This window comes from Pseudarthrobacter niigatensis (genome assembly GCF_030812615.1).
Taxonomy (GTDB): Bacteria; Actinomycetota; Actinomycetes; order Actinomycetales; family Micrococcaceae; genus Arthrobacter; species Arthrobacter niigatensis.
Window position 1 is genome coordinate 138,908 of sequence record NZ_JAUSTB010000008.1, and the last position, 25,806, is coordinate 164,713.

26 protein-coding genes are annotated in these 25,806 nt (G+C 66.0%); 13 read left to right on the top strand and 13 right to left on the bottom strand.

Annotated elements, in window-relative coordinates; genetic code table 11:
- Nucleotides 1-14: 14 nt before the first annotated feature.
- Nucleotides 15-878: an HAD hydrolase family protein gene (locus J2T23_RS13375; protein ID WP_141161249.1), complete on the bottom strand. Its 864-nt coding sequence runs from the start codon at nt 876-878 to the stop codon at nt 15-17.
- A 198-nt stretch (nt 879-1,076) separates the two neighbouring features.
- On the opposite strand from J2T23_RS13375, the gene J2T23_RS13380 reads away from it, so the two are divergent.
- Both J2T23_RS13380 and J2T23_RS13385 read left to right on the top strand, forming a co-directional pair.
- Entirely contained in the window at nt 1,077-1,346 is a 270-nt protein-coding gene (locus J2T23_RS13380) for a GlsB/YeaQ/YmgE family stress response membrane protein (protein ID WP_141161250.1), read from the top strand.
- A gap of 155 nt (nt 1,347-1,501) precedes the next feature.
- Nucleotides 1,502-3,670 carry a putative bifunctional diguanylate cyclase/phosphodiesterase gene (locus J2T23_RS13385; RefSeq protein ID WP_307360662.1) on the top strand — a complete coding sequence of 723 codons (2,169 nt, stop codon included), beginning with the start codon at nt 1,502-1,504 and terminating at the stop codon, nt 3,668-3,670.
- 18 nt (nt 3,671-3,688) lie between these two features.
- On the opposite strand, the gene J2T23_RS13390 is transcribed toward J2T23_RS13385, so the two are convergent.
- Nucleotides 3,689-4,054, bottom strand: coding sequence for a hypothetical protein (locus J2T23_RS13390; RefSeq protein WP_246857381.1), 366 nt, complete (start codon nt 4,052-4,054; stop codon nt 3,689-3,691).
- Between the two features lie 220 nt (nt 4,055-4,274).
- On the opposite strand from J2T23_RS13390, the gene J2T23_RS13395 reads away from it, so the two are divergent.
- On the top strand, nt 4,275-4,829 hold the full coding sequence (locus tag J2T23_RS13395; RefSeq protein ID WP_141180992.1) for a dihydrofolate reductase family protein: 555 nt from the start codon (nt 4,275-4,277) through the stop codon (nt 4,827-4,829).
- Here J2T23_RS13395 and J2T23_RS13400 read toward each other — a convergent pair.
- A complete protein-coding gene (locus tag J2T23_RS13400) occupies nt 4,826-5,176 on the bottom strand; it encodes a DUF3846 domain-containing protein (RefSeq protein ID WP_141180991.1) in 351 nt (116 codons plus the stop codon). The two genes, J2T23_RS13395 and J2T23_RS13400, sit on opposite strands and share 4 nt — an antisense overlap.
- 104 nt (nt 5,177-5,280) lie before the next feature.
- The gene (locus J2T23_RS13405; RefSeq protein ID WP_141180990.1) at nt 5,281-8,241 is read right to left on the bottom strand and encodes an AfsR/SARP family transcriptional regulator; all 2,961 of its coding nucleotides are present in this window, start codon (nt 8,239-8,241) and stop codon (nt 5,281-5,283) included.
- Nucleotides 8,242-8,478: 237 nt separating this feature from the next.
- Here J2T23_RS13405 and J2T23_RS13410 point away from each other — a divergent pair, with 237 nt between their 5' ends.
- Together J2T23_RS13410 and rlmC are read left to right on the top strand one after the other, a co-directional pair.
- Nucleotides 8,479-9,000 carry a hypothetical protein gene (locus J2T23_RS13410; protein ID WP_307360666.1) on the top strand — a complete coding sequence of 174 codons (522 nt, stop codon included), beginning with the start codon at nt 8,479-8,481 and terminating at the stop codon, nt 8,998-9,000.
- 92 nt (nt 9,001-9,092) lie between these two features.
- Complete coding sequence (gene rlmC / locus J2T23_RS13415) at nt 9,093-10,220, top strand: 23S rRNA (uracil(747)-C(5))-methyltransferase RlmC (protein WP_307360668.1); 1,128 nt, start codon at nt 9,093-9,095, stop codon at nt 10,218-10,220.
- Nucleotides 10,221-10,241: 21 nt separating this feature from the next.
- Here rlmC and J2T23_RS13420 read toward each other — a convergent pair whose 3' ends face one another.
- Nucleotides 10,242-10,862: an FMN-binding negative transcriptional regulator gene (locus J2T23_RS13420; protein WP_141180987.1), complete on the bottom strand. Its 621-nt coding sequence runs from the start codon at nt 10,860-10,862 to the stop codon at nt 10,242-10,244.
- Between the two features lie 18 nt (nt 10,863-10,880).
- Nucleotides 10,881-11,807 (bottom strand): DMT family transporter, encoded by a 927-nt coding sequence (locus J2T23_RS13425; protein WP_307360670.1) that lies wholly within the window; start codon nt 11,805-11,807, stop codon nt 10,881-10,883.
- Here J2T23_RS13425 and J2T23_RS13430 point away from each other — a divergent pair.
- From J2T23_RS13430 to J2T23_RS13445, 4 genes are all read left to right on the top strand, one after another.
- Nucleotides 11,806-13,218, top strand: a complete 1,413-nt coding sequence (locus J2T23_RS13430; RefSeq protein ID WP_141180985.1) for an aminotransferase-like domain-containing protein — start codon at nt 11,806-11,808, stop codon at nt 13,216-13,218. The genes J2T23_RS13425 and J2T23_RS13430 overlap by 2 nt on opposite strands.
- 129 nt (nt 13,219-13,347) lie before the next feature.
- On the top strand, nt 13,348-14,367 hold the full coding sequence (locus tag J2T23_RS13435; RefSeq protein WP_141180984.1) for a DUF6454 family protein: 1,020 nt from the start codon (nt 13,348-13,350) through the stop codon (nt 14,365-14,367).
- Between the two features lie 65 nt (nt 14,368-14,432).
- Nucleotides 14,433-16,118: a phospholipase C gene (locus J2T23_RS13440; protein WP_442439575.1), complete on the top strand. Its 1,686-nt coding sequence runs from the start codon at nt 14,433-14,435 to the stop codon at nt 16,116-16,118.
- A 245-nt stretch (nt 16,119-16,363) separates the two neighbouring features.
- Nucleotides 16,364-16,897, top strand: a complete 534-nt coding sequence (locus J2T23_RS13445; RefSeq protein ID WP_307360677.1) for a hypothetical protein — start codon at nt 16,364-16,366, stop codon at nt 16,895-16,897.
- 13 nt (nt 16,898-16,910) lie between these two features.
- Here J2T23_RS13445 and J2T23_RS13450 read toward each other — a convergent pair whose 3' ends face one another.
- The gene (locus tag J2T23_RS13450) at nt 16,911-17,774 is read right to left on the bottom strand and encodes an SDR family NAD(P)-dependent oxidoreductase (RefSeq protein ID WP_141161656.1); all 864 of its coding nucleotides are present in this window, start codon (nt 17,772-17,774) and stop codon (nt 16,911-16,913) included.
- Nucleotides 17,775-17,994: 220 nt separating this feature from the next.
- On the opposite strand from J2T23_RS13450, the gene J2T23_RS13455 reads away from it, so the two are divergent.
- Nucleotides 17,995-19,401, top strand: a complete 1,407-nt coding sequence (locus tag J2T23_RS13455; protein WP_141161262.1) for a GntT/GntP/DsdX family permease — start codon at nt 17,995-17,997, stop codon at nt 19,399-19,401.
- Entirely contained in the window at nt 19,401-20,012 is a 612-nt protein-coding gene (locus tag J2T23_RS13460) for a gluconokinase (RefSeq protein WP_307360683.1), read from the top strand. Before J2T23_RS13455 ends, J2T23_RS13460 begins: the two co-directional genes overlap by 1 nt.
- Nucleotides 20,013-20,091: 79 nt before the next feature.
- Here J2T23_RS13460 and J2T23_RS13465 read toward each other — a convergent pair whose 3' ends face one another.
- The 6 genes from J2T23_RS13465 to J2T23_RS13490 all read right to left on the bottom strand — a co-directional run bounded on the left by J2T23_RS13465 (nt 20,092) and on the right by J2T23_RS13490 (nt 24,321).
- Complete coding sequence (locus J2T23_RS13465) at nt 20,092-21,006, bottom strand: plastocyanin/azurin family copper-binding protein (protein WP_307360686.1); 915 nt, start codon at nt 21,004-21,006, stop codon at nt 20,092-20,094.
- Nucleotides 21,007-21,436: 430 nt separating this feature from the next.
- Nucleotides 21,437-21,640 carry a cold-shock protein gene (locus J2T23_RS13470; protein WP_015936345.1) on the bottom strand — a complete coding sequence of 68 codons (204 nt, stop codon included), beginning with the start codon at nt 21,638-21,640 and terminating at the stop codon, nt 21,437-21,439.
- 202 nt (nt 21,641-21,842) lie between these two features.
- Nucleotides 21,843-22,190, bottom strand: a complete 348-nt coding sequence (locus J2T23_RS13475) for a PRC-barrel domain containing protein (protein WP_141161264.1) — start codon at nt 22,188-22,190, stop codon at nt 21,843-21,845.
- Nucleotides 22,177-22,587, bottom strand: a complete 411-nt coding sequence (locus J2T23_RS13480) for a hypothetical protein (protein WP_141161265.1) — start codon at nt 22,585-22,587, stop codon at nt 22,177-22,179. Before J2T23_RS13480 ends, J2T23_RS13475 begins: the two co-directional genes overlap by 14 nt.
- The gene (locus tag J2T23_RS13485) at nt 22,584-23,810 is read right to left on the bottom strand and encodes an Nramp family divalent metal transporter (RefSeq protein ID WP_141180979.1); all 1,227 of its coding nucleotides are present in this window, start codon (nt 23,808-23,810) and stop codon (nt 22,584-22,586) included. The genes J2T23_RS13480 and J2T23_RS13485 overlap by 4 nt, the downstream gene beginning before the upstream one ends.
- 10 nt (nt 23,811-23,820) lie before the next feature.
- Nucleotides 23,821-24,321, bottom strand: coding sequence for a hypothetical protein (locus J2T23_RS13490; RefSeq protein ID WP_141180978.1), 501 nt, complete (start codon nt 24,319-24,321; stop codon nt 23,821-23,823).
- A 234-nt stretch (nt 24,322-24,555) separates the two neighbouring features.
- Here J2T23_RS13490 and J2T23_RS13495 point away from each other — a divergent pair, with 234 nt between their 5' ends.
- The gene (locus J2T23_RS13495; RefSeq protein WP_141161268.1) at nt 24,556-24,948 is read left to right on the top strand and encodes a TfoX/Sxy family protein; all 393 of its coding nucleotides are present in this window, start codon (nt 24,556-24,558) and stop codon (nt 24,946-24,948) included.
- Nucleotides 24,949-25,033: 85 nt separating this feature from the next.
- Nucleotides 25,034-25,804: an alpha/beta fold hydrolase gene (locus tag J2T23_RS13500; protein WP_307360693.1), complete on the top strand. Its 771-nt coding sequence runs from the start codon at nt 25,034-25,036 to the stop codon at nt 25,802-25,804.
- Nucleotides 25,805-25,806: the final 2 nt, after the last annotated feature.

Here is a 25,806-nt window from a genome sequence, read left to right on the forward strand (position 1 = left end):
TTCGGTGAGGGCAGCTAGCCCAGCAGTCCCAGCTCCCGGAACGCCAGCGCCACGCCGTTGCCGGCGGGCGGGGCGGTGATCCGGTCCGCCACGGCAAGCACTGCGGGATGGCCACCTTCCACCGCGATGCCAACGGCCGCGTACTCAAGCATTTCGATGTCGTTGGCGCTGTCGCCGATGGCCACGATGTCCGCCCGGTCCAGGCCGAGCCGGGCTTCCACAACCTGGATGCCGACGGCTTTGTGGGTGCCGGCCATGAAGATCTCCCCGGCCCGGTCCCCCAGCGCCGACAGCGAGCTGGGGATCAGCCCCACCCCGGGGCCGAAGTCCGCCAGCAGGCGGGTCAGCGGCACCGGTGAGTCGAAGCAGGAGATTTTGGCGTAGGAGGTGGCGCGGAGATCGTCGCTGTACTGCATCGGTCCCAGGATGTCCTCCAGCGGATCGACATCCGTGCTGAGGATGCCGTCATGCTGGGGGCGGCCGGCAAAGATGGGCCCGAGGACCTCCCGGAGCCGGCGGTCCACGCCTGTGCGGCCGTGCAGTGCCTCCGGCGCTTCCAGGATGTAGGCGGCACCGTGGGCATCGAGCGTTTCGACGAGGCGCGCCGCGAGCCGAGGTTCAAAGCGGGCGTCCCTGAGGACTTCACCGCCCACCTCCACCCTGGCACCAGCTCCGGTAATGGTGCCGTCGAAGCCGGCGTCCAGGATGTGCCCTGGGACCATGGAGAGTGGACGCCCGGTGCAGACGAACACCCGGTGGCCGAGCTTGCGGGCGGTCCGGACGGCGTCGACGTGCGCCTCGGGAGCCAGGCCGTGGTCGGCGTAGGTGCCGTCGATGTCAAGGAATATGGCCCGCGGACGCTGGGTCTGGCTGGACATGCGAGCTCCTTCAACAAAGGCAGGGACACCCAAATCCTATCGGCAGCAGTTTACGGACGGCACGGGATTGTCCCACGTCAGGACCAAACTGATAGTCATCCTGTGATATTGGGGGTCTTGCAGAGTAGTAAGCCTGCTGATTGAATGAGGGAACCGGAAATGGGGGCCCGGCACAACTTACTGACAAGGAGTGGCAACATGGGCATTATCGGATTTCTTATTTTGGGCCTGATTGCTGGAGCCATTGCAAAGGCCATCCTGCCGGGCCGCCAGGGCGGGGGCTGGGTGGTCACCATGGTCCTTGGTGTTGTCGGTGCCATCCTGGGCGGCTGGATCGGATCGTTGATCTTCGGCGGCGGCCTGGCGGAGTTCTTCGACCTCAGGACCTGGCTGCTGGCTATCCTCGGCTCGATCATCGTGCTGCTGATCTACGGCGCCGTCACCAACCGCAGCGGCCGCCGGGTGTAGCTGCTTCCACAAAACCATCAGTAACAGGCGCCGGACTCCACCAGGAGGACGGCGCTTTTTACGTCCCGCCACACGGTGGTGCGGACTCAATATGAACCCGCCGGGAGCCGCCCAATTTTCCCCTCCTGCCTTTATGATGGCGAAGGGGTGGTGTGATGACCGGTTTTCTGGGCCGTGACAACAATGTGGCACTGCAAACTTTTGGCGCGGTCATGGATGCAAGTCCGGACGCACTTTTCGCCCTTGCTGCGGACGGGACCGTCCTGGCGGCGAATGCCGCGGCCGCCAGGTTGTTCGGACTGCCGCAGGAAGCCTTCTCCGGCCTGGATTACCGGATGCTTATCGGAACGGGCTTCCACGGCGAAGTGGCCCTTCTGCTGCGCCAGCTCCTCACCCTGCCGGAAGAGCTTCCGCCTCCGCAGGAAATCATCGCGCTGGGGCGGGACGGGACCGAGTTCCCGGTGGAACTTGCCGCCGCGCCCCTCCCCCACCAGGACCCGCAGGGGCCCGGGGACGGCCCAGACGGGAGCGGGCCGCCAATCGCCCGGCTGCTGCTCTCCATCCGCGGGACGGCACACCGCAAGGCAGCCGACACCAACCTCCGCGAGGCAATGTCGCTGTTGACGGCCACCCTTGAATCAACCGCAGACGGCATCCTGGTCATCGGGACCGACGGCACCGTCGCCGGATTCAACGACCAGTTCCTCACCATGTGGGGCATTCCGCCCGAGCTCATGGACGGCGAAACCGGGGAACCAGTGCTGCAGCTCATCATGGAGCAAGTGGCTGACCCTGTAGCTTTCACCGCCAGGCTGGGCGAACTTCAGGAGGACCCCGCGGCGGAAAGCCACGACGTTGTGGAATTCCGGGACGGCCGGACCTTCGAGCGTTATTCTCGCCCGCAACGTGTCGGCGAGAACATTGTGGGCCGGGTGTGGAGCTTCCGCGATGTTACGCCGCGGCGGAAGGCGCAGGAGCAGGCCCACCGGGCCATGATGGACCTCGCAGTCCAGGCGGAGAAGTTGCGTGCCATGGCCTTCCAGGACCCGCTGACGGGACTTGCCAACCGTGCGGTGTTCAACGATGCCTTGGCCGAATCGCTGCAGGAACCGCGGCTGAAGACGGTGGATGTCCTGCTCCTTGACCTGGATGACTTCAAGGAAGTCAACGACATCCTGGGCCACCAGGCCGGTGACGACATGCTCATCGAAGTGGCGCGCAGGCTCCGCGGTTGCGTCCCGACGGCCGACGTCGTGGCCCGGCTGGGCGGCGACGAGTTCGTGGTGCTCCTGACGGCTTGCCCCGACGCTGATGCCATCGCGGCCTGCATTGTGCGCTGCCTCCATGTGCCGGTGACCATCAGCGGCACCGTCCTTCGTCCCAGCCTGAGCCTGGGGGTGGCTTCCCTGGGCCAGGACAGCATGGGCCCTTCCGAGCTCCTGCGTCACGCAGACATTGCGATGTATGCGGCCAAGGCTGCCGGCAAGAACCGGTTCCTGCGCTTCCACCCGGACATGATGCAGGCGCTGGTGCAGCGGACACACATGGAGAGTGGACTGCAGCTGGCCGTTCCGCGCGGCGAGATAACCGTTGACTTCCAGCCGATCGTCTCCCACCGAATGGGGCAGGTGGTCCAGCTGGAGGCACTGGCCAGGTGGGACCGGGGCGGCGAGCGGGTGCCGCCGTCGATCTTCATCCCGCTCGCCGAGCGCACCGGACTGATTGGTGAGATCGGGGCCGAAGTGATGGCCACCGGAATGGTGCAGCTGGCACGGTGGCTCAGTGAGGATCCGTCGCGGTCCCTGGCCGTGAATGTCTCCGGCGTGCAGCTGCAGGAACCGGACTTCGCCGAGGGAGTCCTGAAGCTTGCCGAGGCCAGCGGCGTGGCACCGTATCAACTCGTGGTGGAGGTTACCGAGAGCGTGTTTTTCGACGCCGACTGCAGCCTGATCCAGCAGCTCAGCGCGCTGCGGGATGCGGGTGCCCGGGTAGCGCTGGACGATTTCGGCACCGGTTATTCGTCGCTGGGCCGGCTGCAGGACCTGCCCGTGGACACCGTCAAGATCGACAAGACCTTCGTGTCCATGGTGCGGACGGGGAACGAGCGGCTGCCGATCCTCAGTTCCATGATCAACATGGCGCACAGCCTGGGCCTGACGGTTACGGCGGAAGGGATAGAAACGGCCGCACAGGCGGACTACCTGACGGCGCTGGAGTGCGATTCGCTGCAGGGGTATCTGTTCTCACTGCCGGAGCCCGGTGACCGGCTGGGCCAGGCGTTGAGTCACGCAGAAGAGGCCCTCCATGCACTGAAGGGCAGGTAGCCGGGGCTGCTCGTCGGCCTAGGCTGCTTCCTGGCGGCCGGGACGCTGCGAATTTGCGGGCGCGGGGTGGGAGTTCTGGGGCTGCGCGGGGTGCGGTGCTTCGCCGGCGGCGGACGGGGAGCCCGTCCCGGTGGTGGTGGCAGCAGCGCGGTTGCGGCGCCAGCGGCGGACCAGGTCGACGGCGGCGAAGAGCCCTGCGAGTGGGGTCAGCACGGCGGCGGCATAGACGAAAAGCATCCACGTCAGGGTGGTAAGTGGCGGCTGGTTGTTGTTGAGCAGGGACAGTCCGCCCAGCATGGCAACCACCCAGAACAGCAGGACGGCCGTCAGCACGGCGCCGGCAGGGAAATACTGGTTGGTCACGACTTTTTTCAGGGTTTCCATGCACTTCCTCCTGCCTGGCCGGGGGGACGGCGAAAGCCGTTCAATGACCAGTATGGGGCCCGGCGGGCAGGAAACTGCGCAAGACGACACGGCGAGTGATGAAGCTAACGCTGCAGGCCGCCGTCGTACGATTTGCGGGGCTGAACACAGGGCCTTCCCTTCCCGGAACGCGTCCCGCCGCATACCGTAATGCCTGACCGCTTATTATTTGGAGGCTCCCATGCGCAAAGTCACCGCCGGCCTGTTCCACTCCGTGGACGGTGTGGTGTCCGAACCGTTCAAGTTCCAGTTCGACAGCTTTGACGCAGAGCTCGGCGAGGGCCTGACCAGGATGATCAACACCGTGGACACAGTGGTCCTGGGCCGGGTCAGCTACCAGGAGTGGGCTGGGTACTGGCCTACCGCCCCGCAAGACCAGGACTTCGCAGCGTTCATCAACCCCGTGGAGAAGTTCGTCGCCTCGCGGACGCTGACGGGGCCTCTGGAATGGGAAAACTCGCATCTCATGGATGCACCGCTTGAGGATTTCGTTGCGGGCCTGAAAGAGCGCGACGGCGGCGAAATCGCCGTGTGCGGGAGCATCTCGGTGGTGAGGCAGCTGCTGTTCGCCGGGCTACTGGACTCGCTGCAGCTGATGACCCACCCGGTGATTGCCGGCAGCGGCCGCCGGCTGTTCGAGGACGGCGACCCGTTGACCCGCCTGGTACTGCAGGACCAGTCCACCACCAGCAAGGGCAACGTGCTGAGCACCTATGGGGTGCGCGCCAACGATTAGGCGGCCAGCGGCGCCCCGAAAAGCTCCTCCACGAGTCGCTCCAGGTGGTCGGGGATGTCTGCCTCGGCACTGTGTTCCCCGCGGCCCAGGAAGACTGCGGTGCCGCGGATCCCGTCGAGGTCCAGCCCGCATTCATGCATCAGCTGGCCGGCCCGGAAGTTGACCGGCAGGAGCATGGTGACGCTTTCCGCGTTGAGGTAGACATGCCAGTCACCGCGGATCACCGATTCGAGCGGGCCGCCCACCAAGGCCTCCAAAGCCTGCGGGTCCGCCTCCACCCGCTCGATGCGGATGGGCTCGGACGTGCTGGCCGGTACTACGAGTGCGGTGTAAGTTCTGGTGTTCATCGTTCGTCTCTCCATAGGTCTTAACACCTGGGGAGACGGCAGTGTTCCCGCCGGCTTTCCCGAGAGTGGGCATTTGCAGCTTTGGACTGTTATGGCACGGCATGTCAGGACCACGGCGTGGACGGGTGGTAGTCCGCGGCAACCGCTTGGATCTCCGTCCGGCCTTCGACCGGCCGGATGTCATCTTGGTCCTGCGGCAGGTCGGCTGCTTCGGCCACAGCTTGGGCGAGAGTCAAAGCCCGCCCAGCCGCCCAGGCAAGCCCGAATCTAACCGGGCCTGCCTCTGCCCGCGCCTGCGCGATGAACGACTCAATCCGACGGCGTTCGGCCGGCTCAAGCGGCACACCCCTGTCAGAGCGGTACGCGTCAGTCGCCGACAACATCCGGATAGCCGGGTCAGGACGGTGTTTTTTGACGCAGATCCCTGCCAGCGACTCAAGGAACGCCGCGAGGCTGCCGTACGCCCCGAGGTCAAAGGCAGCCGACACCGCCTCCTGCAGATGCCGCTCAGCGGCATCCAACTCGCCGGCCTGTTCCAGGCTTTCAGCGAGGTTGGTCAAAACGACACCCCATAACCAACCATCGCCAAGGGGCCGCGCCAGGCGGGCACACTCCTGCGCCAATTCCAAAGCGGCGTCATATCGGCCGTTGTGATAGGCCACCCGTGACAGGACGATCAGGGCGCTGACCCGGGTCCGGTAACCTCTTCCGGGCGTGGTAAGTGCTTCCAAAGCCAGCCGTTCCGCCAGGACGAGGTCTTCGCTCTGCGCTGCCTGGACCGAAAGGCACATAAGGGACCAGGCGACGCCCTGCTGGTTTCCTGCCTCGCGAAACGTCTCGGCTGCCCGGTGATGTAAAGTTGCCGCCTGGTCGTACCGGCCCACAATCCAGGACAGAGTGGCGGCCCCGCTTAGTGCTGGCGCAAGCACAGCCGGAGGTACGTCCGGTGCGCGCTCCACCAGTTTCACTGCTTCTCGATACTGTTCCAACACGTTCCCCGTGAGCTCCCAGTAATGCCACAGGTGTCCTATCAGGCCCAGCGCCACCTCGTCAGATCCCCGTTGACCGGTAGCCCACAGCAAGGCTGAGCGGAACTCCGCCGTATCAGCCTTCAGTTCGCGGAACGCGCTTATCTGGCCGTACCCCCAGAGCGCTGGAGCCAGTGTCTCCGCCAGTTGCAGGTAGTAGCTGGCATGGCGGCGGTAGACAGCATCTGCGTCCGCGCGCGCCAGCAGGCGCTGCCGGGCAAACTCACGGATGGAATGAAGGACACCGACACGTTCGTTGCCATCCGTGTCTGTGTAACAGCGGACCAGGCTGTGGCTAAGGAGGACACCAAGGGCGGCATCCTCCGCCTCTCCCGAATCAGCCACACAACAGCAGATGCTGCGGACGGCAGTCGTGGTCGGGTTGGCAGCAAAGACCCCAAGGTGGTCGAAGAGCTCCTGTTCGCCTTTGCCTAGCAAGCGGTAGCTCCAAGCGATGGTCGCTGTTATTGTCTGTTGCCTTCCGGGAAGGTCCCGGAAAGCCCCGGGAAGCGATGTGAGCCCTTGTTCGAGCTCGCCGAGCAACTCCTCCAGGCTGTGATGGCGGAGTTGTGCGGCTGCCAGCTCAATGGCAAGCGGCAGGCCGTCTACCCGGTGGCAGACTCTGGTGAGTAATGAGGCGTTGCTTTCGTCAACCCCGAAGTGCCTGCGGACAGCGCGGCCGCGTGCAAGGAACAACTTGACGGCAGGAACCTCGCGAAGCACGTCAGGCGGGAGGATGTGGTCAAGCGGAGGCAATGCGAGCGGCGGCAGCTCGAATTCATATTCGGCGCGCAGTCCCAGGCGCCTCCTGCTGGTAGCCAGAATGCGCAGCTCCGGAGCCCCGGTCAACAGGTCCAGCACAACCGGCCATGCCTTCTCCAAGTGCTCGAAGTTGTCGAGCACCAGCAGGAGCCGTCGTTGCCGCAGGAACCGGGAAGCCATCTTGAGCGGTTCGTCCGCGCCAAAATCCCCAAGGCCCAGGCTGGAGGCAATGGCTGCAGGGACCTGCTCCGGGTGGGTCAACGTTGCCATGCTCACCCAGCCCACGCCGTCGTCCATCGTTTCGCCGATATGGGAGGCGACGGCCAGGGCAAGCCGTGTCTTTCCTGTTCCACCGGGTCCTGTGACCGTAACCAATCTGCAGCCCTCTTGTTTATAGAGCGAACAGACCTCCTCAAACTCCGAGTCCCGTCCGAGCATCGGCGTGACAGCAGGAGGCACACTGTTGACCTTCTCTGCCTGCCGCAGGAAACCGACGGCCGGGGCGTCCAAGGACTGGTCCTGCTGCAGGACCAGGATTTCGAGCTCCTTCAGCCGCTCTGACGGTTCGATACCCAGATCCTGAACCATCACCTTTCTGGCGGACCTGCACGCTGCGAGCGCATCCGCCTGCCGGCCGTCGCGGTAAAGGGCGAGGGCCAATGATTCCCACAGCTTTTCGCGGTAGGGGTGGTTGGTTACCAGGCGCTGGAGGTCCCCCGTCAGCAAGGAGTGGCGGCCGCGGGCAAGCTCGATGTCTGCCAGGTTTTGGTAGGTGTCCAGCTTCATTTCCTCGAGCTGGTCCAGTTCGGCTCTGAAGGCCTGGATGTCGGCAAGGTCCGGGAACGGGCTCCCTCTGAACAGTCGGACAGCCTGGCGGAAGCAGGTGGCAGCGCCGGGCAGGTTTCCTTCCAGGGCTGCGTTCTGGCCGAGAGCTACCAACCAGCGGAACTGGAGCAGGTCAAGTTCGTCTTCCCCGACCACCAGGCTGTAGCCACCGGGACGGCTGAGCAAATGGCGTGCTCCCACGCCGGGCGGCCTGCCCGGTTCCAGCAGGCCCCGCAGATTCGCCAAGTACACCTGCATCTGCGGCCCCGGACGCGCCGGCGGGTGATCGCCCCATAAAACATCTGCCAGGAAGTCGGCAGTCACCACGGAGTTCGCCCTGAGGGCAAGGCATGCCAGGACGATCCGCTGCTTGCCGCCTTTGACCACAACGGGCGATCCGCCGGCAATGACATCCAGCGGCCCGAGGGCCCCTATCCGCAGTGCACCCATCGCACAGCCCCTCACGAGCAGCCGTCCGGACCGGATACGAATTCGTCCAGCCCCGGCGGACCAACCGACCAGCGGCCCCAGCGCCTGCCCGTGGCGACGCGGATGACGCGCGCCACATCAACCCCAATCATGCTCCCGGTGCTGGCCCCGGTCCAGAGCCCGCAAGCCAATTAAGGATCGCTTAAGTCCCATGCGGGATGGTTGCAGTGCCCATCCGCAAAAATGAGAGGAACTCCGATGAAATCGACGATGATGCGCACGCTGGTCCCGGCCACCCTTGCCGCGGCGGCAATTGTGATCCCCGTGCCGGCAGCGACTGCCGACGTGCCTCCAGACGTCATCCTGGATCCCGGCCTAGGATGTCCTGGCTTCGCCCTTGGCCTGTCCCGGAGCGATGGCAATCTGGTGGTCAAGAAATTCTTTGACAAGAATGGAAACCAGGTCAGGCTGCTTGAGGCCGGAAAGGGAACGTTGAATACCTACACCAACTACGGCCCGGATCCTGTAAACCCTGTCGCGGGAAAATCCATCAGCATCAGGACGGATGGCTCCGTCACTAGTACCAAGTTCAACCCTGACGGGACCATAACGGTCACGGCCACTGGGCACAACGGGCTGATCATGTACCCCACCGATGTTCCCGCAGGCCCGACCACAACCCAGTACACCGGCAAGATCGTGTACACGATCGAAGCAGGCATTTTCACCTTGGTGAGCACAACGGGCAGGGCACTTGACGTTTGCGACGCCCTTAAGTGATGGCACAACGGACGACGCCGGCACTTCCCCAAGTGCCGTCGTCGCACCTTCCCGTCCTGGCCGGGAAGGCGACCGGGTAAACTTGTGCAGTCATGCGCTGTTCCTACTTTGATGCCGGCACCTGCCGCTCCTGCACCCACATGGGCAGGCCGTACGGCGAACAGCTGGCCGGCAAGCAGCTGCACTGCCAGACCCTCCTCGCCGGACACACGGAACTGGAGTGGCTGGAGCCCGTGGCCAGCCAGGAGTCCGGCTTCCGCAACAAAGCCAAGATGGTGATCGGCGGGACGGCACAGAACCCCACCATCGGCATCCTCGACGCCGACGGGCACGGCGTGGACCTGCGCAAGTGCGGCGTCTGCTCCCCCGGCCTGCGCGCCGTCTTCCCGGTGCTGGCCACCTACATCCGCCGGCTCCGCCTGACCCCCTACGACGTTCCGAAACGCACCGGGGAGCTCAAGCACGTCATCATCACCGAATCCCCGACGGGCGCGGTGATGCTCCGCCTGGTCCTCCGTTCGGAGCAGACCCTGCCACGGATCCGGAAGCACCTCGCCGACCTCCTGGCCGACCTGCCGCAGGTAAAGGTGGTCTCCGTCAACCTGCTCCCGGAGCACAAGGCCGTGCTCGAAGGCGACCGCGAGATCCTGCTGACGGAGCAGTCCACTCTGGAGATGCGGGTCAACGACATCAACCTGCACCTGCGGCCGCAGAGCTTCTTCCAGACCAACACCGGCATGGCCGCGGCCCTGTACCGGCAGGGGCGGGAGTGGGTCAACGAGCTGGCGCCGGCCTCGGTGTGGGACCTGTACTGCGGCGTGGGCGGTTTCGCCCTGCACAGCGCTGCACCGTCCCGTACAGTCACCGGCATCGAGACCAGCAGCGAGGCGATCGTCTCGGCCCGGCTCAGCAGTGACGAGGCTGGCCTGGCAGGCATGGAGTTCCAGGCCGGCGACGCCACCGCGTTCGCCCTCGCGGCGGAGCGGTCACCGGACCTGGTGATCGTGAACCCGCCGCGGCGCGGCATCGGCAAGGAGTTGTGCGGCTGGCTGGAGTCCTCGGACGTGCAGCACGTGGTGTACTCCAGCTGCAACGCCCAGTCGCTGGCCCGTGACCTGGCCGCGCTCCCTTCCTTTACCGCCCGGCGTGCCCGTGTCCTGGACATGTTCCCGCAGACCACGCACTACGAGGTCATGGTGCTGCTGGAACGGACGGCCTAGCGCCGTCCGGTAGCCCCGGGCTCAGGTGCGGACGCGTTCGACGGCGGCCGCACCGGCTTCGCGCCCGATCGACCGGAGGCCTGCCGCCACCCCCGCGGCGTCGGCTGCGGAGCGGTTCTGGCTCAGTTTCTCCTTCGCCTCGATCCGGCTGACCACCAGCTCCACGCCCACGATCGCGCGCAGCTGCCCGGCGACGAATTTCCCCGGAGCGTCGTCAACGGCCCACGGATCCTGCCGGCCGCCCTCATGCAAGGCCGTCAGGTGCCGGACGTGCCGTGCCAGCCAGCCGGCATCGTCATGGACCACCAGCTCCCCGTAGACGTGCGCCGTGCTGTAGTTCCAGGTGGGGACCACCCGGCCGTGTTCGGCTTTGGAGGCATACCACGACGGAGAAACGTAGTCGTCCGGGCCCTGGATGATGGCCAGCGCTTCACCTGTAGGCGCAGTGGACCACTGCGGGTTGTTCCGGGCCATGTGCGCCTGGAGGGCACCGTGCTCCCCCACCTGCGGATTGAACGCGAAGGGCAGCAGCGTTGCCAGCAGGCCGCCGTCGGTCATGGTCACCAGGTTGGCAGCGCCGGGGTGCGCCAACAGGTTCCGGACGGCGTCGGGTTCGGCGGCGAAATGGGAAGGAATGTACATGGGAGTCCTTTCAGGTGGTCAGGCGGTTGGCTTGAGCCGGACGCGGACGGCCGCTGCGGCACAGAGGGTGACGGCAAGGGCGCCGATGGCGGTGGTCCACGTCAGTGCCTCCCCCAGCAGGAGCGCGGCCCAGCAGATACTCAGGATGGGCTGAAGCAGCTGGATCTGGCTCACCTGTGCCATAGGGCCGATCGCCAGCCCCCGGTACCAGGCGAAGAAGCCAAGGAACATGCTCACCACGGCAAGGTAGCCGAACGCCGCCCACTGGATTGGACCGGCCGACGGCGGCTGGCCCTGGACGGAGGCCGCGGCCAGGACCAGCATGGCCGGCGCGGCGAGGACCAGCGCCCAGGCGATGGTCTGCCACGAGCCGAGTTCCCTGGCCAGCAGGCCACCCTCCGCATATCCGACGGCGGCGCAGGCCACGGCCCCGAGCAGCAGGAGGTCCGCCCAGTGCAGGTGGCCGATACCGCCCGCCTGCAGGAAGGCGAAGCCAACCGCTGCCAACGAGCCGAGTACAGTCACGGCCCAGAAGGCCGCCGTTGGCCGCTCCCCCGTCCTCAGCACCGCGGCAGTGGCCGTGGCGGCGGGCAGGAGCGCAATGACCACGGCACTGTGTCCGGCCGGCACCGCAGTAAGTGCGTAGGACGTAAGCAAAGGAAAGCCTGCGACGACGCCGCCGGCCACGAGCGCAAGGCGCAGCCAGGTGCGTGGGCGCGGCAGCCGCTGCCGGGTGATCGCGAGCGCTGTGGCGGCAAGGACGGCGGCCGCCACTGCACGGCCGGAACCGATGAACAACGGCGGCAGGCCGGCGACGGCCACCTTGGTGAAGGGAACCGTGAAGGAGAAGGCCGCGACACCCATCAGGCCCCACCAGATCCCGGAAGACCGCCGGGGCAGTATCACTGGGCTCTCCAGCACAGTAGCGCTACTATGTTCTCTCATGACCAACGATAGCAGTTCACGGATCGTGGCGGCACTCCGGCAGTGGGTTGCGGAAGCGGCCCCGGGAGCGAAACTGCCCTCCACCCGGCAACTGGTGGCCGAGTACCACGCGAGCCCGGTGACGGTCCAGAAAGCCCTGCAGGCACTGGCTTCGCAGGGCCTGATCGACAGCCGGCCCGGCGTCGGGACGTTCGTCCGCGCCGTACGCACCGCCCGCCCGTCGGACTACGGCTGGCAGACCGCGGCGCTGCGTTCTCCCTCAGCGCCGCTTCCGCCGTCGTCGGGCACCATGCGGACGGTCCCCGCCGAGGCCATCTGGTTCCACTCCGGCTACCCGGACCGGGAGCTGTTGCCGGAGCGGCTGGTCCGGTCCGCACTGGCCCGCGCTGCCCGCGGCGACGCCGCGCTGTCCCGGCCACCTGCCGCCGGCATGCCCGAACTGCAGCAGTGGTTCGCCCAGGAGCTCGGCTCGGCAACCCCGGCCGGGACCACGCCACCAACGCCCAGTGACGTGATCGTGCTGCCGGGCAGCCAAAGCGGACTCAGCTCCATTTTCCGGGCCCTGGTGGGCGCCGGGCAGCCGCTGCTCATCGAATCGCCGTCGTACTGGGGCGCCATACTCGCCGCCGCCCAGACCGGGGTGCGGCTGGTCCCGGTGCCCACCGGGCCGGACGGCCCGGACCCCGCCGACGTTGACCGCGCCTTTACGGAGACTGGAGCGCGGGCGTTCTACGTGCAGCCCAACTATTCCAACCCCACGGGCGGGCAGTGGGCGCCGGGCCGTGGCGACGAGATCCTGGACGTTGCCCACCGGCACGGCGCGTTCCTGGTGGAGGACGACTGGGCCCACGACTTCGGCATCACTTCAAACCCCCTTCCGTTGGCCACGCGCGATGATTCCGGCCACGTGGTCTACATCAGATCCTTGACCAAGAGCGTGTCAACGGCCATCCGCATTGCCGCCGTGATCGTGCGCGGGCCGGCGCGCGAACGCATCCTGGGCCACCGCGCCGCCGAGTCCATGTATGTCAGCGGACTCCTGCAGGCTGCGGCACTGGACGTGGTCACGCAACCAGGATGGCAGACCCACCTGCGGAGCCTCCGCCAGCAGCTCCAGTCCCGCCGCGACCTGCTGGCCACCAGCATCCGGGAACACGTCCCGCAGGCACACATCGACAACCTGCCCAAAGGCGGGCTCAACCTGTGGGTGCGCCTCCCGGACACCACCGACCTTCCCAGGCTGGCGCGCGACTGCGAGGACGCCGGAGTGATCATCGCCGCCGGCACCGAGTGGTTCCCGGCCGAGTCCGCCGGAGCGTTCATCCGCCTTAACTATTCCGGCCCGAACCCGGGCGCCTATCCCGAAGGCGCCCGGATCATTGGCGAGGCCATGGCCCGGAACAGCGGCTAGGCACCGGCCCCGCGCGCCAACCCGTTAGCCCGGCGCCAGCCGTCGTTCACCGGGCCGCCACTCCCGGTTCATTACCCATTAGTAACTTGAGAGCTCCTGTTGAGACCCCAACCTTAAGAGGCCCCCTCCATGAGCTCCACACCAAACCGGCGCGCCCTGACCCTGGCCGCGTCGCTGATAGTTGCCGCCTGCGCGGCTGCCGGCGCTGCCGCGGCGCAGGCCAATGTCCCGGAGCAGGGCACCAGCCCAGCCGCCGGAACCCACCATGAAACCTCCACGGAACTGGCCAACGCGTTCGACGCCGTCAACCGCAACACCGCCTGGCAGCAGACGTCCAAGCTGAAACTGAACTTCCCCACCTACCACACAGAGGGAATCGCCTACAGCCAGGACCACATCTTCCTCTCGGCCGTGCAGATCCTCGAACCCACCGCCAAGTACCCCACTCCGCAGGGCGGCTACGACCGCACGCCCGGCAAGGGCATCGGACATCTGTTCGTCATGGACAAGGCCGGCAACCTGCAAAAGGACATCACCCTTGGCGAGGGCGACATGTACCACCCCGGTGGCATCGACTTTGACGGCACCAACGTGTGGGTGCCGGTGGCCCAGTACCGGCCGGACAGCAGCGCCATCATCTACAAGGTTGATGCGCAGACCCTGGACGTGCACAAGCAGTTCGAAGTCAAGGACCACTTCGGCGGCATTGTCCTGGACAAGCAGACCGGACACTTGGTGGGCAACACCTGGGGCTCCCGGCGGTTCGCGGAGTGGGACCTGCAGGGCAAGCAATTGTCCACGTGGGAAAACCCGAACTACTTCATCGATTACCAGGACTGCCAGTACGTACCCAATGCGAAGATGCTCTGCGCCGGAGTGACCAACCTCCCGCAGACTCCCTCCGCCGGGGGCACAGCAGCTACCTATGAACTGGGTGGCATGGCGATGATCGACCTGAAGTCCCATGAGGTGACCCGCGAGGTCCCGTTCCAGCAGTGGTCCACCGCCGGGCACGTGGCCACCCGCAACCCGTTCAAAATGACCGCCGACGGCAACCACCTCAGCATGACGGTGGCCCCGGACAACGGTGAAGAAGGCAACGGCACGGAAATCCTCACCTACGAAGCCGACGTCACCCCGGCCAAATAGCCCCAGACCCGCCGCTCCCCGCGGCGCCCGCATCACCTGAAACGATTGGATACCCCATGCCATCCATGGCACCCCCCACCCGAAAAAGAATTGCAGCCGCCACCGGCGCGGCAGCACTCGCCGCTTCAGCCCTGACGGCCGGACTCGTCGGCTTCAGCGCCGCACCCGCGACTGCCGTTACGGCTCAGGGCAACACCGCCACGCCGATCAAGCATGTGGTGGTGCTCTTCCAGGAAAATGTCTCCTTTGACCACTACTTCGCCACCTACCCCAACGCGGCCAACGCTCCTGGCGAAACCCAACAGGGTACCGGCACCGCAGCGGCTGCCTTCAAGGCATCCGAGGACACCCCCAAGGACATCAACACCCTCGCCAGCGCTGGCCTGCTGGCCCCGAACAACCCCAACTCCGTCCAGCCGGCGCGGCTGTCCCCAATGCAGGCTGTCACCTGCGACCAGGACCATGAGTACACGGCCGAGCAGAAGGCGTACAACGGCGGCCTGATGGATAAATTCGTGGAGTTCACCAGCAAGGACGCCTGTGCACCGAACCAGTACGGGCGCCCCGGGCTGACGATGGACTATTACGACGGCAACACGGTCAGCGGGATCTGGAACTACGCCCAGAACTATGCCATGAGCGACAACCACTTCAGCACCGTTTTCGGCCCCTCAACCCCTGGCGCGCTGAACCTGGTCTCCGGCCAGACCCACGGCGTGAAGGAATTCACCGCCGCCGGCCAGCCGGTGAAGCCCACCGCCAGCGACTACACGGTCCGTGTCCCGGACGCCAACGGCGTCGGCACCATGATCAATGACCCGGACCCGGTCTACGACGACTGCTCCAACAACAGCCACGCCAAGGCCAACAACCTGGCCGGCATGACCGGCAAGAACATCGGCGACCTGCTCAACGACCAGGGCGTGTCCTGGGGCTGGTTCCAGGGCGGCTTCGCGCCCACCACAGCGGCAACTGCCACTACCCCGGCGGCCTGCAAGGGCACCCACAACAACGTAGCCGGCGTCTCCAGCACGGACTACAACCCGCACCACCAGCCCTTCCAGTACTACGCCTCCACCGCCAACCCCCACCATCTCGCCCCGGCGAACGACGCAGAAATCGGCCACAACGGCCAGGCCAACCACCAGTACGACCTGACCGACTTCAGCAAGGTGGTCAACAGCGACAATATGCCTGCCGTGTCCTTCCTGAAGGCCTCCAACTTCCAGGACGGCCACGCCGCCTACTCGGACCCGGTCGATGAGCAGAACTTCGTCACCAAGACAGTCAACGAGATCCAGCAGTCCAAGAACTGGGAGGACACCGCCATCGTCCTCGCCTACGACGATTCCGATGGCTGGTACGACCACGTCGCCGCCAAGGTGAAGAACGCCTCCAACAGCCCCGACGACGCCGCATGGTGCCAGAACGCCGCAGCGAACGGCGTCCCCGTGGCCGGCGGCTACGCCGACCGCTGCGGACCCGGCCCCCGCCAGCCGCTGGTGGTCATCTCCCCCTTCGCGAAGAAGAACTTCGTGGACCACACTGAAACAGACCAGGCCTCGATCCTGAAGTTCATTGAGGACAACTGGCACACCGGACAGGTCGGCGACTCCTCGGCCGATGCGACCGCCGGGTCAATGGAGGCAATGTTCAACTTCCACCACGAGCGCAACGACAAGGTCCTGCTCAACGAGCAGACAGGCGCGGTCGCCTCGATCACCCACAACGGGCACCCCGCGGGCCAATGACATAACCCTCTTCACAGCATGAACGGCGGAAGCGCTGCCCGGCAGGAGCCGGGCAGCGCTTCCTCCGTTAATGGCTCAAGATTTGCGCTTAATCCGTTCTCCGCCAGAAGGCGAAGCTACGCTGGCCGTGCCATCCGCATCCAGCACACGCCATTGGGGGACGCATGCCTGCCTTCCGGAACTGTCCGTTGCCTTTCCGCCCGTACCGAAGGGACAAGGCGCCTGCCACGGCAGGGCACCGGCAGGTGACTTTGCGCGTCGGGGCCGCGGCTGCCGTCGTCCTCCTGCTGGCCGGCTGCTCAACCCAGGCTTCGCTGTCCCTAGCTGCCGGCCCCGCCAGTGAAACCGCCACGGCAACTCCTGCCGCGAAAGCGGCCGCCGACAAGGCAGCAGCCGAACAGGCAGCGAAAGCAGCGGCAGAAAAGGCAGCTGCTGCCAAAGCTGCGGCGGACAAGGATGCCGCAGACAAAGCCGCTGCAGAGGCTGCAGCCCGGCAAGCCGCCGAAACCAAGGCAGCCCAGGACGCGGCCGCTGCAAAGGCCGCAGCGGAAGCGGCCGCCAAGGCCGCCGCCCCTCCCGCGCCGGCGGCCCAGCCCGTGCCGGGGACGAATCCGGGCTGCGACCCCAACTACTCAGGGTGCGTGCCCATCGCTTCAGATGTGGACTGCGCCGGCGGTAGCGGCAACGGGCCCGCGTATGTGCGCGGGCCCGTCCAGGTCATTGGCCGCGATATCTACGGCTTGGACGCGGACCACGACGGAGTCGGCTGCGAGCGGTAGGACCCGCAGCGACTCAGGCGCGGACCTTGACCAGTTCTTCGCTCTTCTCCCACAACCCGCGCGCCAGTTCGGCGTCGTAGGCCTGGGCGGAAGCCTTGGCCAGGGCCCGCTTGGCGTAGTAGGCGCCGGAGATCCAGTCCGTTCCTGCGGTGCCGTTGATGAGCCAGAGCATGGTGTCGGCCCCCTGGTCCGGGCTCAGCATGAAGCGGTTCAGCAAGGTGGTGTAGGCGTGCCGCCACGGACTCCCGGACTCCGCTGCGAAGTTGGTGCGGACCACGCCCGGGTGGAATGCCGCCGTCGTGATTCCCTGGTCATGGAAGCGGCGGTGCAGTTCGGAAGTGAAGAGGATGTTGGCGAGCTTGCCCGTGCCGTAGGCGCGGTTGGTGCTGTATCCGTATTCGGCATTGAGGTCGAAGAGGTCCAGTTTGCCGAAGTTGTTCGCGGCGCTGGACGTGTTGATCACCTTGGCGCTGCTGGCAGTGAGGGTGTCCATGAGAAGGGTGGTCAGGAGGAACGGCGCCAGGTGGTTGACCTGGAACGTCGACTCGTTGCCGTCCACGGTGAGCGTCCGCTTGCCCATGATCCCGCCGGCGTTATTCGCCAGGACATCGATGCGCGGGTACTTGTCCTTGATTTTCGCAGCAAGGTCCCGGACCTGTGACAGCTGGGCGAAATCGGCCAGGTAGTAGTCGGCGCCGATGTCCCCGGCCAGGGCGCGGGTCTTCTCGGCGGAACGGCCTACCACGACCACCTGCTCCCCCGCCCTGGCCAGCGTCCGCGCGGCTGCGGCTCCGATGCCGTCGCTGGCGCCGGTAATCACGATGGTGCGTGGAGCAGTCACGGGGTGTCCTTTGGTTGGCCGGCGGCGCGCCGGCATGGCACGCCAAGGGGATAACGACGGCGGGACGGCAGGTGTTCCCGTGCGCTGGCCTCCCCGCCGCCCCGCGGCGGCGTCGCGGCACGTTGGAAGGGCAGTCCGGCGCACCTGCAGGCAGGAGCAAATGTCCTACTTATTCACTTTTGGGGTGTCATACGTCATACTTATTGCGGCAGCCACCAGTTTCGTTGGCCGCCCTACCCCATATCGAGGAAGCAACATGCAATCCCTTCTCCTTCCCGCCGCCACAGAGCCGTGGAACGGACACGACACCCAACTGGTCGTAGTCGCCGCCATCGGCATTGCGCTGATCGTATTCCTGATCGTAAAACTCAAGCTCCATCCCTTCCTGTCGCTGGTCCTCGGATCGGCGTTCGTCGGCCTCGCGTCCGGGGTTGAACTAGGGAAGGTCATCAGCAACTTCGAAGACGGCGTGGGGGGCACGCTGAAAGAAGTTGGCCTGCTGATCGCGCTCGGCGCCATGCTGGGCAAGCTCCTGGCAGATTCCGGCGGCGCCAACCGCGTCGTGGACACCCTGCTCGGCAAAGTCTCCCCGAAGGTCCTCCCCTGGGCCATGGCCCTGGTCGCCGTCATCATCGGTTTGCCGATGTTCTTCGAAATCGGCCTCGTGCTGCTGCTCCCGGTCATCGTCCTGGTGGCCCAGCGGTCGGGCCGGAAGCTGATGCGCGTAGCCATCCCGGCCCTCGCCGGCCTCTCCGTCCTGCACGGCCTCGTCCCGCCGCACCCGGGCCCCCTCGTGGCCATCTCCAGCCTGAACGCCCCGTTGGGCATCACCCTGGCCCTAGGGCTCCTGATCGCCATTCCCACGGTCATCATCTGCGGCCCGCTGTTCGCCATTTACGCTGCGCGCTGGGTCCCGGTGGATGCCCCGAAGGTGGCCGGCGGCATCGATACCGAACATACCCAGGCCGACCCCGACGTCAAGCGCCAGCCCACATTCCTCATCACCCTGCTGACCATCGTCTTCCCTGTGGTGCTGATGCTCCTCAAGGCCGTGGTGGACATTGTTGACCCCAACGCCAAGAACCCAAGCGCGGCCCGCGTCTTCTTCGACTTCATCGGTGAACCGTTGGTTGCCATGACCCTGGCGGTCCTGCTGGCCCTGGTGACGTTCGGCTACGCCGTCGGCTTCACCGGCACCAAAATCGGAGCCAAGATCGGCGCCTCCGTCGGCCCCATCGCAGCCGTGATCCTGATCGTGGGCGCAGGTGGCGGTTTCAAGCAGACCCTCATCGGCGCCGGAGTGGGCGATGCGGTTGCCAAATGGGCCACCGGAGCCAATATCTCCGTCCTGGTCCTGGGCTTCCTCATCGCAGTGGCTATCCGGCTCGCAACCGGTTCAGCCACGGTGGCAACGGTGACGGCGGCAGGCATCGTAGCGCCCCTCGCAGCAAGCCTCTCCCCCGGGCACGCAGGCCTGCTGGTCCTCGCTGTGGGCGCCGGTTCCCTGTTCCTCTCCCACGTGAACGATGCCGGCTTCTGGCTGGTCAAGGAACTCTTCGGCCTGACCGTTGGCCAGACCTTCAAAACCTGGTCCGTCATGGAAACCCTCATCTCCGTGGTCGGGTTCGCGCTGGTCATGATCCTGTCCGTGGTGATCCCTTGATGGACGCCGCGATCACTCCCGGCTCCGTCCAGCAGCCGGTCCTGGTCATCATGGGCGTATCCGGGTCCGGCAAGTCGACGGTGGCGGGTATCCTGGCCGGCCAGCTCGGCTGGGACCTGGAGGAAGGAGATGACCTGCACCCGGCCGAAAACGTGGCGAAGATGGCTTCCGGGATCCCGCTGACGGACGAGGACCGCTGGCCCTGGCTGGACACGATTGCCTCGTGGATCATCGAGCACACGATGGCCGGCATCCCCGGCATCATCACCTGCTCGGCCTTGAAAAAGATCTATCGGGACCGGCTCCGCGAGAAAAACGTCGTCTTCGTGCACCTGTCCGGTTCCAAGGAACAGATCGGCCGCCGGCTGACGGCGCGGATGGACCACTACATGCCCCCGTCCCTGCTGGATTCGCAGATCGCCACGCTTGAGCCGCCGGGGCCGGACGAGAACACCATCGTGGTGGATGTCGGGCGCACTCCCGCCGAAGAAGCCGCAGAAGTCGTCAGGCGCCTGGGCCTCTCACCGGCGTCCGGTTCAAGCGCACTGGGCCACCCCCACCCCGGCCGGTCATCCGCGGCAGGACAGCCCGGGGACACCGCCGGCGCGTAGGCCTGTCCGCGCCGGCAGGCGGCAACACCGGCGTGCCCGGCTGGAACAAATGCTCCAGCCGGGCACGTAACCAGATTTCTCAGTCGACGACAACCACCTTGCCCACCATGCCCATGTAGTCATGGAGTGCGCAGATGTACTTGAAGGTGCCCTCCGTTTGGAACTTCACCTTAAAAACCGCGCCCGGCAGCAGGATTCCCGAACTGAGGTCGCCGCCCGAGAAATCCGTCGGGTCGCCGGACGGGGCGAAAATGTTCGCCGGCTCGTTGCCAAAAGTGACGGTATGGGGAGCGCCCGTGCCAGTGTTCGCGAAAGTCACCCAGTCACCACGGTGCACCGTCACTGTTGGCTGGACGAAGCGCATGACCATCGCCACGCCGTCGTCACCGCCCGCCATGACCTTGTGGTTGCTTGCTTGCTCGGCCAGCGACTCGTCGAGCTGTTCGCCGTCACGAATGATGGACTGCGCCTGTACCCTGGATGCCCTGTTGTAGTCACCCTGGTTGTAGGGGTAATCGGTGCCACGGTCGCGCACGTGGACGGTACCCTTCATCATCTTTCCGTGGACCAGGCAATAGTAGGTGAAGTTACCCTCGCGCGGGAACGTCAGGCTGTAGTCCTTGACGGCCGGGAAGCCCGGTACGTCCACGTTGGCCATGATGCCCGAGTTGTAATAGTGCGTCCCGTCGTAGGAAGCCCCACCGACTGGTCCCAGTTCATTGGGATCGAATGGATTGAAGTCCGTCAGCGGCTGGCCCGCCGCCAGGAAGGTCACCGTGTGGATCTCCGCAGCGTTTGCGTGCCACATGACGGTGTCCCGCTCGTTGATGAAGATCTCCGAGGGAAGGAACGCCATCCCCTGGATTTCCTGGTCGCTGGACTCAGAGCCCACTTGCACGTGCCAGGTCCGGTGGCCCCCCTCGCCGGCCGAGGCCGGTCCCGCGACGGCCATGGAGGCCAGCAGTGAAACAGCGAATGCAACGATGAACGACAATATCTTGAATCTTGGATTGATTCCCCGATTATTCTTCATAGGAATGCTTTCTCGAACTGCCATCGGCCAGAGGCGATGAACAGCTGCAGCCGGTCCAACGCAGTGGACAACTGGCCGGACGGGCCGCTGTTTTCGGAGTGAAGGTGCCAGCTGCCGATGCCGGGGAGCGCGGTCAGCTGGTGCCGGCCGACTTACGTGCCGGACATGCACCACCCCATCTGGTGCCGCGTCATTGGAGTTTTCCAAACGCCGCCGTAGGCGTGGGATTGGCACGCTGCGTACGTACGCACCTAATAGATTGCTCCTTCAACAGTCCTTTGTCGAGGAGGAAATATTAGCCGGATGCCATTGCCGGTTTAACAAAAAGCAGGGCCTGCCGATGAACGGCAAGCCCTGCTTGGAAACCTAACGGTCCCGGATCCCTAGGAAATTAGAGAGCCTGAATGTTGGTGGCCTGGGGACCCTTGGGGCCCTGCTCGGTGTCGAAGGAAACCTTCTGGTTCTCTTCGAGGGAGCGGAAGCCGGAGGAGTTGATCGCGGAGTAGTGCGCGAACACGTCCTGCGAGGAGTCGTCCGGGGAGATGAAGCCGAAGCCCTTTTCAGCGTTAAACCATTTGACGGTACCAGTAGCCATTAATTTTGTCCTTCGTGAAGGTGGAGGGAACGTCCCGACTTTCGGGCCCTCCGGCGTGGGGTGTTCAAAAACCGCTACTTCAGAAGAACACGGACTTTCGACCGCGCGTACTGCCTGAACTACCAACTGCATAAACACAACAACAGGATCTACACTACAGGAGATTTGACGCATACCTAATTGCATGCCTGCCGGGTCCGGATCACGCCTCCGCCGCATCCTGCAGTGCCGTGCTGTAGCGGGTGTACCCGGGACGGAGCCGGACGGAGCCTGCGCCTACCACCGCTATGTCCTCCCAAAGCACCAGGAACGCGCCGCGGTGCCGCCACCGGAGCATTCGAGCCAGCAGCCACGGCCGGGTGAGTCCGTTCCGTTCATAGCCCAGGAAAGATGCCGCGCTGTGCGGGCTGATGACCAGGCCCAGCAGCCGCGGCTCGGCCATCAGCTGGTGCGCGGTGCCGTCCAACGCAAACCGGACGTCGGCCACGCGGCCCAGCCACCCGCCGTCGGCATCCTGGACGGTATTGCCCAGCAGGTCACCGAGGATCATGGCGGCCTCCCGGGATGCGCGCAATGATCTTGTCCCGTACCCAACGTTCCACCCAGCCTGCATCCAGCGACTCTCCGCTGACGCCCAGCCGAACCACTACGCCCACCTCCGCCACGTCTTTCCAGGGAATGCGGATCAGCCGGGACGACGGCGGCCTGCCGCCGAAGACGCGCGTCCCCAGGACCGGCCCGGTCAGCAGCGCACTAAGGACAGGCGCGGGTGTTCCGGGCTCAATGGCATCATCCACGGCAGGGCCTGCCAGTTCGAGGTCGTCGACGGTGGTGACCGGAACGCCGTCGTGGTCCAAAACCTGCCGGTCCAGCAGGTGCAGCTGCGCATCCAGGATCCGCCCGGCCACTTTCGGCGCGGGACGCAGCGGGCCAGGCTGGGCTGTCATGCGCCAGCTCCTGTCACGATCATGAGGGGGATGGCGGCTATGGAGGCCACCAGGATGATCACCAGGTAGACCATGCCCAGCGCGTTGACCACCCGTCCGTTCACATGCTCGCGCATGTACTGCGGATCGTTGGCCACGATGAGGATGGGCAGGTAGGTCAAGGGCAGCGCAATGGCGGAAAACACCACCGAGTACTCGGTGACCAGCACGGGGTCTACCCCGGTGGCCAGCACCGCGATGCCCACCAGCAGGCACACAATCATGGACAGGTGGAAGCGGGCGGCCTCCGCCGGGCGGCGGAACTTGCCCCAGGACCAGCCAAAGAACTGGGCCAGGGTGTAGCCGCTGGAAAGCGTGGTTTCCAGGGCTGCGCCGAAAGTCGCCGCCACGATCCCCAGCAGGACCAGCGCCAGGCCGATCTTTCCTGCGCCCTCCGCCACAGGCAGGATCACCTGGGACAGCGACGTCACCGATATGCCGGCGGGCAACAGGACGACGGCGGCGCACGCGGCTATGGACACGGACAACAAGCCGCCAAGCGGGAATCCGACCAGGACGTTGATCCGCTCCTGGAGCAGGTCCTTCACCGTCCACCCCTCCTCCACAGCGCCTGAGGAGAAGAAGAACACCTCGTACGGGGTCATCGCGGCGCCGAACAGGGCGATGGCGTAGTAGCTGTAGGTCCACACCGTTTCCTGCTCCGGCACCGCGGGAGTGAGTTGCCCGGCCAGCGAGCCCCAGTCCGGCTTGAGCAGGAACAGTGCCACCGCAAAGATGACCAAGGTCAGCCCCAGCAGGCCTGTGACGTTCTCCATGATGGAGAACCGGACGCGCCATACCACCAGCCACACGGCCAGCGCCGCCACCGGAATCCAGAGCAGGTAGTAGACGCTGCTGGCCAGCTGGAGCGCCAGGGCAACGCCGCCGATCTCCGCCGTCACGGTCATGAGGTTGATCAGGAAGGACGCCGCCAGGTTGGCCAGCCCGGCCCGGGCGCCGAGCCGTTCGCGGATCACCTCAAACGTGGCCCGGCCGGACGCGGCAGCCACCCGGCCGGACATGTTGGCGAAAAGGCAGATCCCCAGCACGCCGAGGGCCACCACCCACACCAGGGACAGGCCGAAGCGGGAGCCCACGACGGCGTTGGTTACCAGGTCTCCGATGTCCACGAACCCGCCAATCGCGGTGAGGATCCCGAGTGCGACGCGGAGGAGCCGTTTCATGGGTGGGCCTTCACGGGGACGCCACCGTGCTTTCGAGCTGCTTCAGGACGTCCTGGGCATCCGCGAGCGCTTTGTCACCGTCCGCGAGGGAGGGGGTGCCGCCGTCGCCCGCTGCCAACGCCGCACGCGCCGTGGCGAAGCCGGCGGCGCACTGGTCAAGCGCATCCAATGCCTGCCTCTGGGTGCCGCGGTCCACCGTGGTGGCCGGGGAGAGCTTCAGGACGGTGCTGCGGCTGGACTGGAGTTCCTTGAGACCGTCGTCAAGCGTGGTGGAGGTGGCGGCACGCGTCAGCTTGCCGGCCATGTCCTGGCGGAGGGCGATCCGGGCGGTGGCGACGGCGGAGGAGCTGTCCTTGACGGCCGTGGACACCGACTCGGTGATGCCGCTGCTGCAGCCGGTGAGGAGGGCCACGCCGAGGAGGGCGGACGCGGCGGGGGCCAGCGCGCCCACGTTCGTCCGGCCCGGGTGCGTGCTGCGCCCGGCCGGCCCCGGAGCTGGATTTGCCAGCACCGTTGCCTCCAACCTTCCGGGAAAGACCGGGTCCTCGGAATCCGCCCTTCGCCAGGCAGCTCCAATTAGTTGCCTATGGTCAGGTATAGCACCGGCCCGGGAAGTTTGACCTGTTCAGAGCAGGATTTGTTGCCTGCCGGGGACCTCCGTGAACGGCCCCTCGACCCCACCGCCAAACGGGCATATCCTGCATCCAGATCCTGCGGACAAACCCCGCCGACGGGAGGCAAAGCCATGGAGATGCCCAAGGCAACCGAGGAAGAAAAAGCGCGGTTCCGCCGCGTGGTCCCCGACCATCCCGGAGTGGTGGTCAAGCCGATGTTCGGCAACCTGGGAGCGTTCGTCAACGGCAACATGTTCGCCGGGCTGTTCGGATCCACCATTGGCGTGAAGCTCTCCCGGGAGGACAAGGAAGTGCTGGAGTCCTCCGAACGGACCGTGCCGTTTGGGCCCGCAGAGCGACCGATGGGCGGGTACACCGGCCTGCCCGAAGTGTGGAATGAAGAGGGCGACGGCGACGAAACCCGGGCGCGGGCATGGGCCGAAAAGGCGCTGGCTTACGTCGGCTCCCTGCCGGCCAAGGAGCCCAAGGCCCGCGCTACCCGGCCGCCCCGGACGGGCGGGTAGCCGTGTCCACCCCGGCAACACCCCGGGAGGAAACCAGCACATCTGGCAGCGCGCGGCTGACGGGCCGCCTGAAGGAGCCATTGTCGTGGAACCGTACCGCGTGATCCTGCTTCCCGGCAGTGTCCTGCCCGCCGGTCCTGCCTATGGCGCGCTGCTGGGAGCCCTGGGAGAAAGCGTTGATGCCGTGGCCAAGGACTTGGAGCTCTACCGAGATGACGCGCCACCGCCTGGCTGGAGCCTGGACACAGAGGGAGACGGCGTGCTCCGCGAGGCGGACGCCCGCGGCTGGGATGCCTTCCACCTGCTGGGCTATTCGGGTGGCGGTGCAGCGGCCCTGGCGCTCACAGCCCGGCACCCGGAACGGCTGCTGAGCCTGGCCCTGCTGGAGCCGGCCTGGGCGGGCGCCTGGGACTGGAGCCCCGAGCACACGCGGCTGTGGCACCGGTACGGTGAACTGGCGGCCCTTCCGCCGGAGCAATTCATGGCATCCTTCATGCGGCTGCAGGTGAAGCCCGACGCCGTCCTGCCGCCTCCGCCGCCCGGCCCACCCCCGCCATGGATGGCCAAGCGGCCGGCGGGCATCAGCGCGTTCCTGCACGCGTTCGAAACATATGACCTGGACCGCAGCCGGCTGGCTGCCTTCGAAAAGCCGGTGCTCTTTGTCCTCGGCGGCATGAGCAGCCCGGATGAGCAGGGGGACAACGCCGCCCGCTTGTCCCGCGTCTTCGCCGATTACCGGCTGGAGGTATTTCCCGGACGGCACCACTTCGATCCCCCGCACCGTGCGGAACCCGAACGGGTCGCGGCGCTGCTGCGAACGCACTGGGACCGGGCAGAGGCGCAGGCACTTTCCTAGCC

What these genes read in the sequence shown, in the direction of transcription:
- J2T23_RS13450 (WP_141161656.1), bottom strand. Translation starts at nt 17,774, where the DNA reads ATGCCGGCGCGCCGCCGGCCAACCAAAGGACACCCCGTGACTGCTCCA.
- J2T23_RS13410 (WP_307360666.1), top strand. Translation starts at nt 8,479, where the DNA reads ATGAAATCGACGATGATGCGCACGCTGGTCCCGGCCACCCTTGCCGCG.
- J2T23_RS13455 (WP_141161262.1), top strand. Translation starts at nt 17,995, where the DNA reads ATGCAATCCCTTCTCCTTCCCGCCGCCACAGAGCCGTGGAACGGACAC.
- J2T23_RS13390 (WP_246857381.1), bottom strand. Translation starts at nt 4,054, where the DNA reads ATGGAAACCCTGAAAAAAGTCGTGACCAACCAGTATTTCCCTGCCGGC.
- J2T23_RS13460 (WP_307360683.1), top strand. Translation starts at nt 19,401, where the DNA reads ATGGACGCCGCGATCACTCCCGGCTCCGTCCAGCAGCCGGTCCTGGTC.
- J2T23_RS13495 (WP_141161268.1), top strand. Translation starts at nt 24,556, where the DNA reads ATGGAGATGCCCAAGGCAACCGAGGAAGAAAAAGCGCGGTTCCGCCGC.
- J2T23_RS13395 (WP_141180992.1), top strand. Translation starts at nt 4,275, where the DNA reads ATGCGCAAAGTCACCGCCGGCCTGTTCCACTCCGTGGACGGTGTGGTG.
- J2T23_RS13380 (WP_141161250.1), top strand. Translation starts at nt 1,077, where the DNA reads ATGGGCATTATCGGATTTCTTATTTTGGGCCTGATTGCTGGAGCCATT.
- J2T23_RS13435 (WP_141180984.1), top strand. Translation starts at nt 13,348, where the DNA reads ATGAGCTCCACACCAAACCGGCGCGCCCTGACCCTGGCCGCGTCGCTG.
- J2T23_RS13485 (WP_141180979.1), bottom strand. Translation starts at nt 23,810, where the DNA reads ATGAAACGGCTCCTCCGCGTCGCACTCGGGATCCTCACCGCGATTGGC.
- J2T23_RS13385 (WP_307360662.1), top strand. Translation starts at nt 1,502, where the DNA reads ATGACCGGTTTTCTGGGCCGTGACAACAATGTGGCACTGCAAACTTTT.
- J2T23_RS13430 (WP_141180985.1), top strand. Translation starts at nt 11,806, where the DNA reads ATGACCAACGATAGCAGTTCACGGATCGTGGCGGCACTCCGGCAGTGG.
- J2T23_RS13400 (WP_141180991.1), bottom strand. Translation starts at nt 5,176, where the DNA reads ATGAACACCAGAACTTACACCGCACTCGTAGTACCGGCCAGCACGTCC.
- J2T23_RS13420 (WP_141180987.1), bottom strand. Translation starts at nt 10,862, where the DNA reads ATGTACATTCCTTCCCATTTCGCCGCCGAACCCGACGCCGTCCGGAAC.
- J2T23_RS13425 (WP_307360670.1), bottom strand. Translation starts at nt 11,807, where the DNA reads ATGAGAGAACATAGTAGCGCTACTGTGCTGGAGAGCCCAGTGATACTG.
- J2T23_RS13440 (WP_442439575.1), top strand. Translation starts at nt 14,433, where the DNA reads ATGGCACCCCCCACCCGAAAAAGAATTGCAGCCGCCACCGGCGCGGCA.
- J2T23_RS13470 (WP_015936345.1), bottom strand. Translation starts at nt 21,640, where the DNA reads ATGGCTACTGGTACCGTCAAATGGTTTAACGCTGAAAAGGGCTTCGGC.
- J2T23_RS13475 (WP_141161264.1), bottom strand. Translation starts at nt 22,190, where the DNA reads ATGATCCTCGGTGACCTGCTGGGCAATACCGTCCAGGATGCCGACGGC.
- J2T23_RS13375 (WP_141161249.1), bottom strand. Translation starts at nt 878, where the DNA reads ATGTCCAGCCAGACCCAGCGTCCGCGGGCCATATTCCTTGACATCGAC.
- J2T23_RS13405 (WP_141180990.1), bottom strand. Translation starts at nt 8,241, where the DNA reads ATGGGTGCACTGCGGATAGGGGCCCTCGGGCCGCTGGATGTCATTGCC.
- rlmC (WP_307360668.1), top strand. Translation starts at nt 9,093, where the DNA reads ATGCGCTGTTCCTACTTTGATGCCGGCACCTGCCGCTCCTGCACCCAC.
- J2T23_RS13480 (WP_141161265.1), bottom strand. Translation starts at nt 22,587, where the DNA reads ATGACAGCCCAGCCTGGCCCGCTGCGTCCCGCGCCGAAAGTGGCCGGG.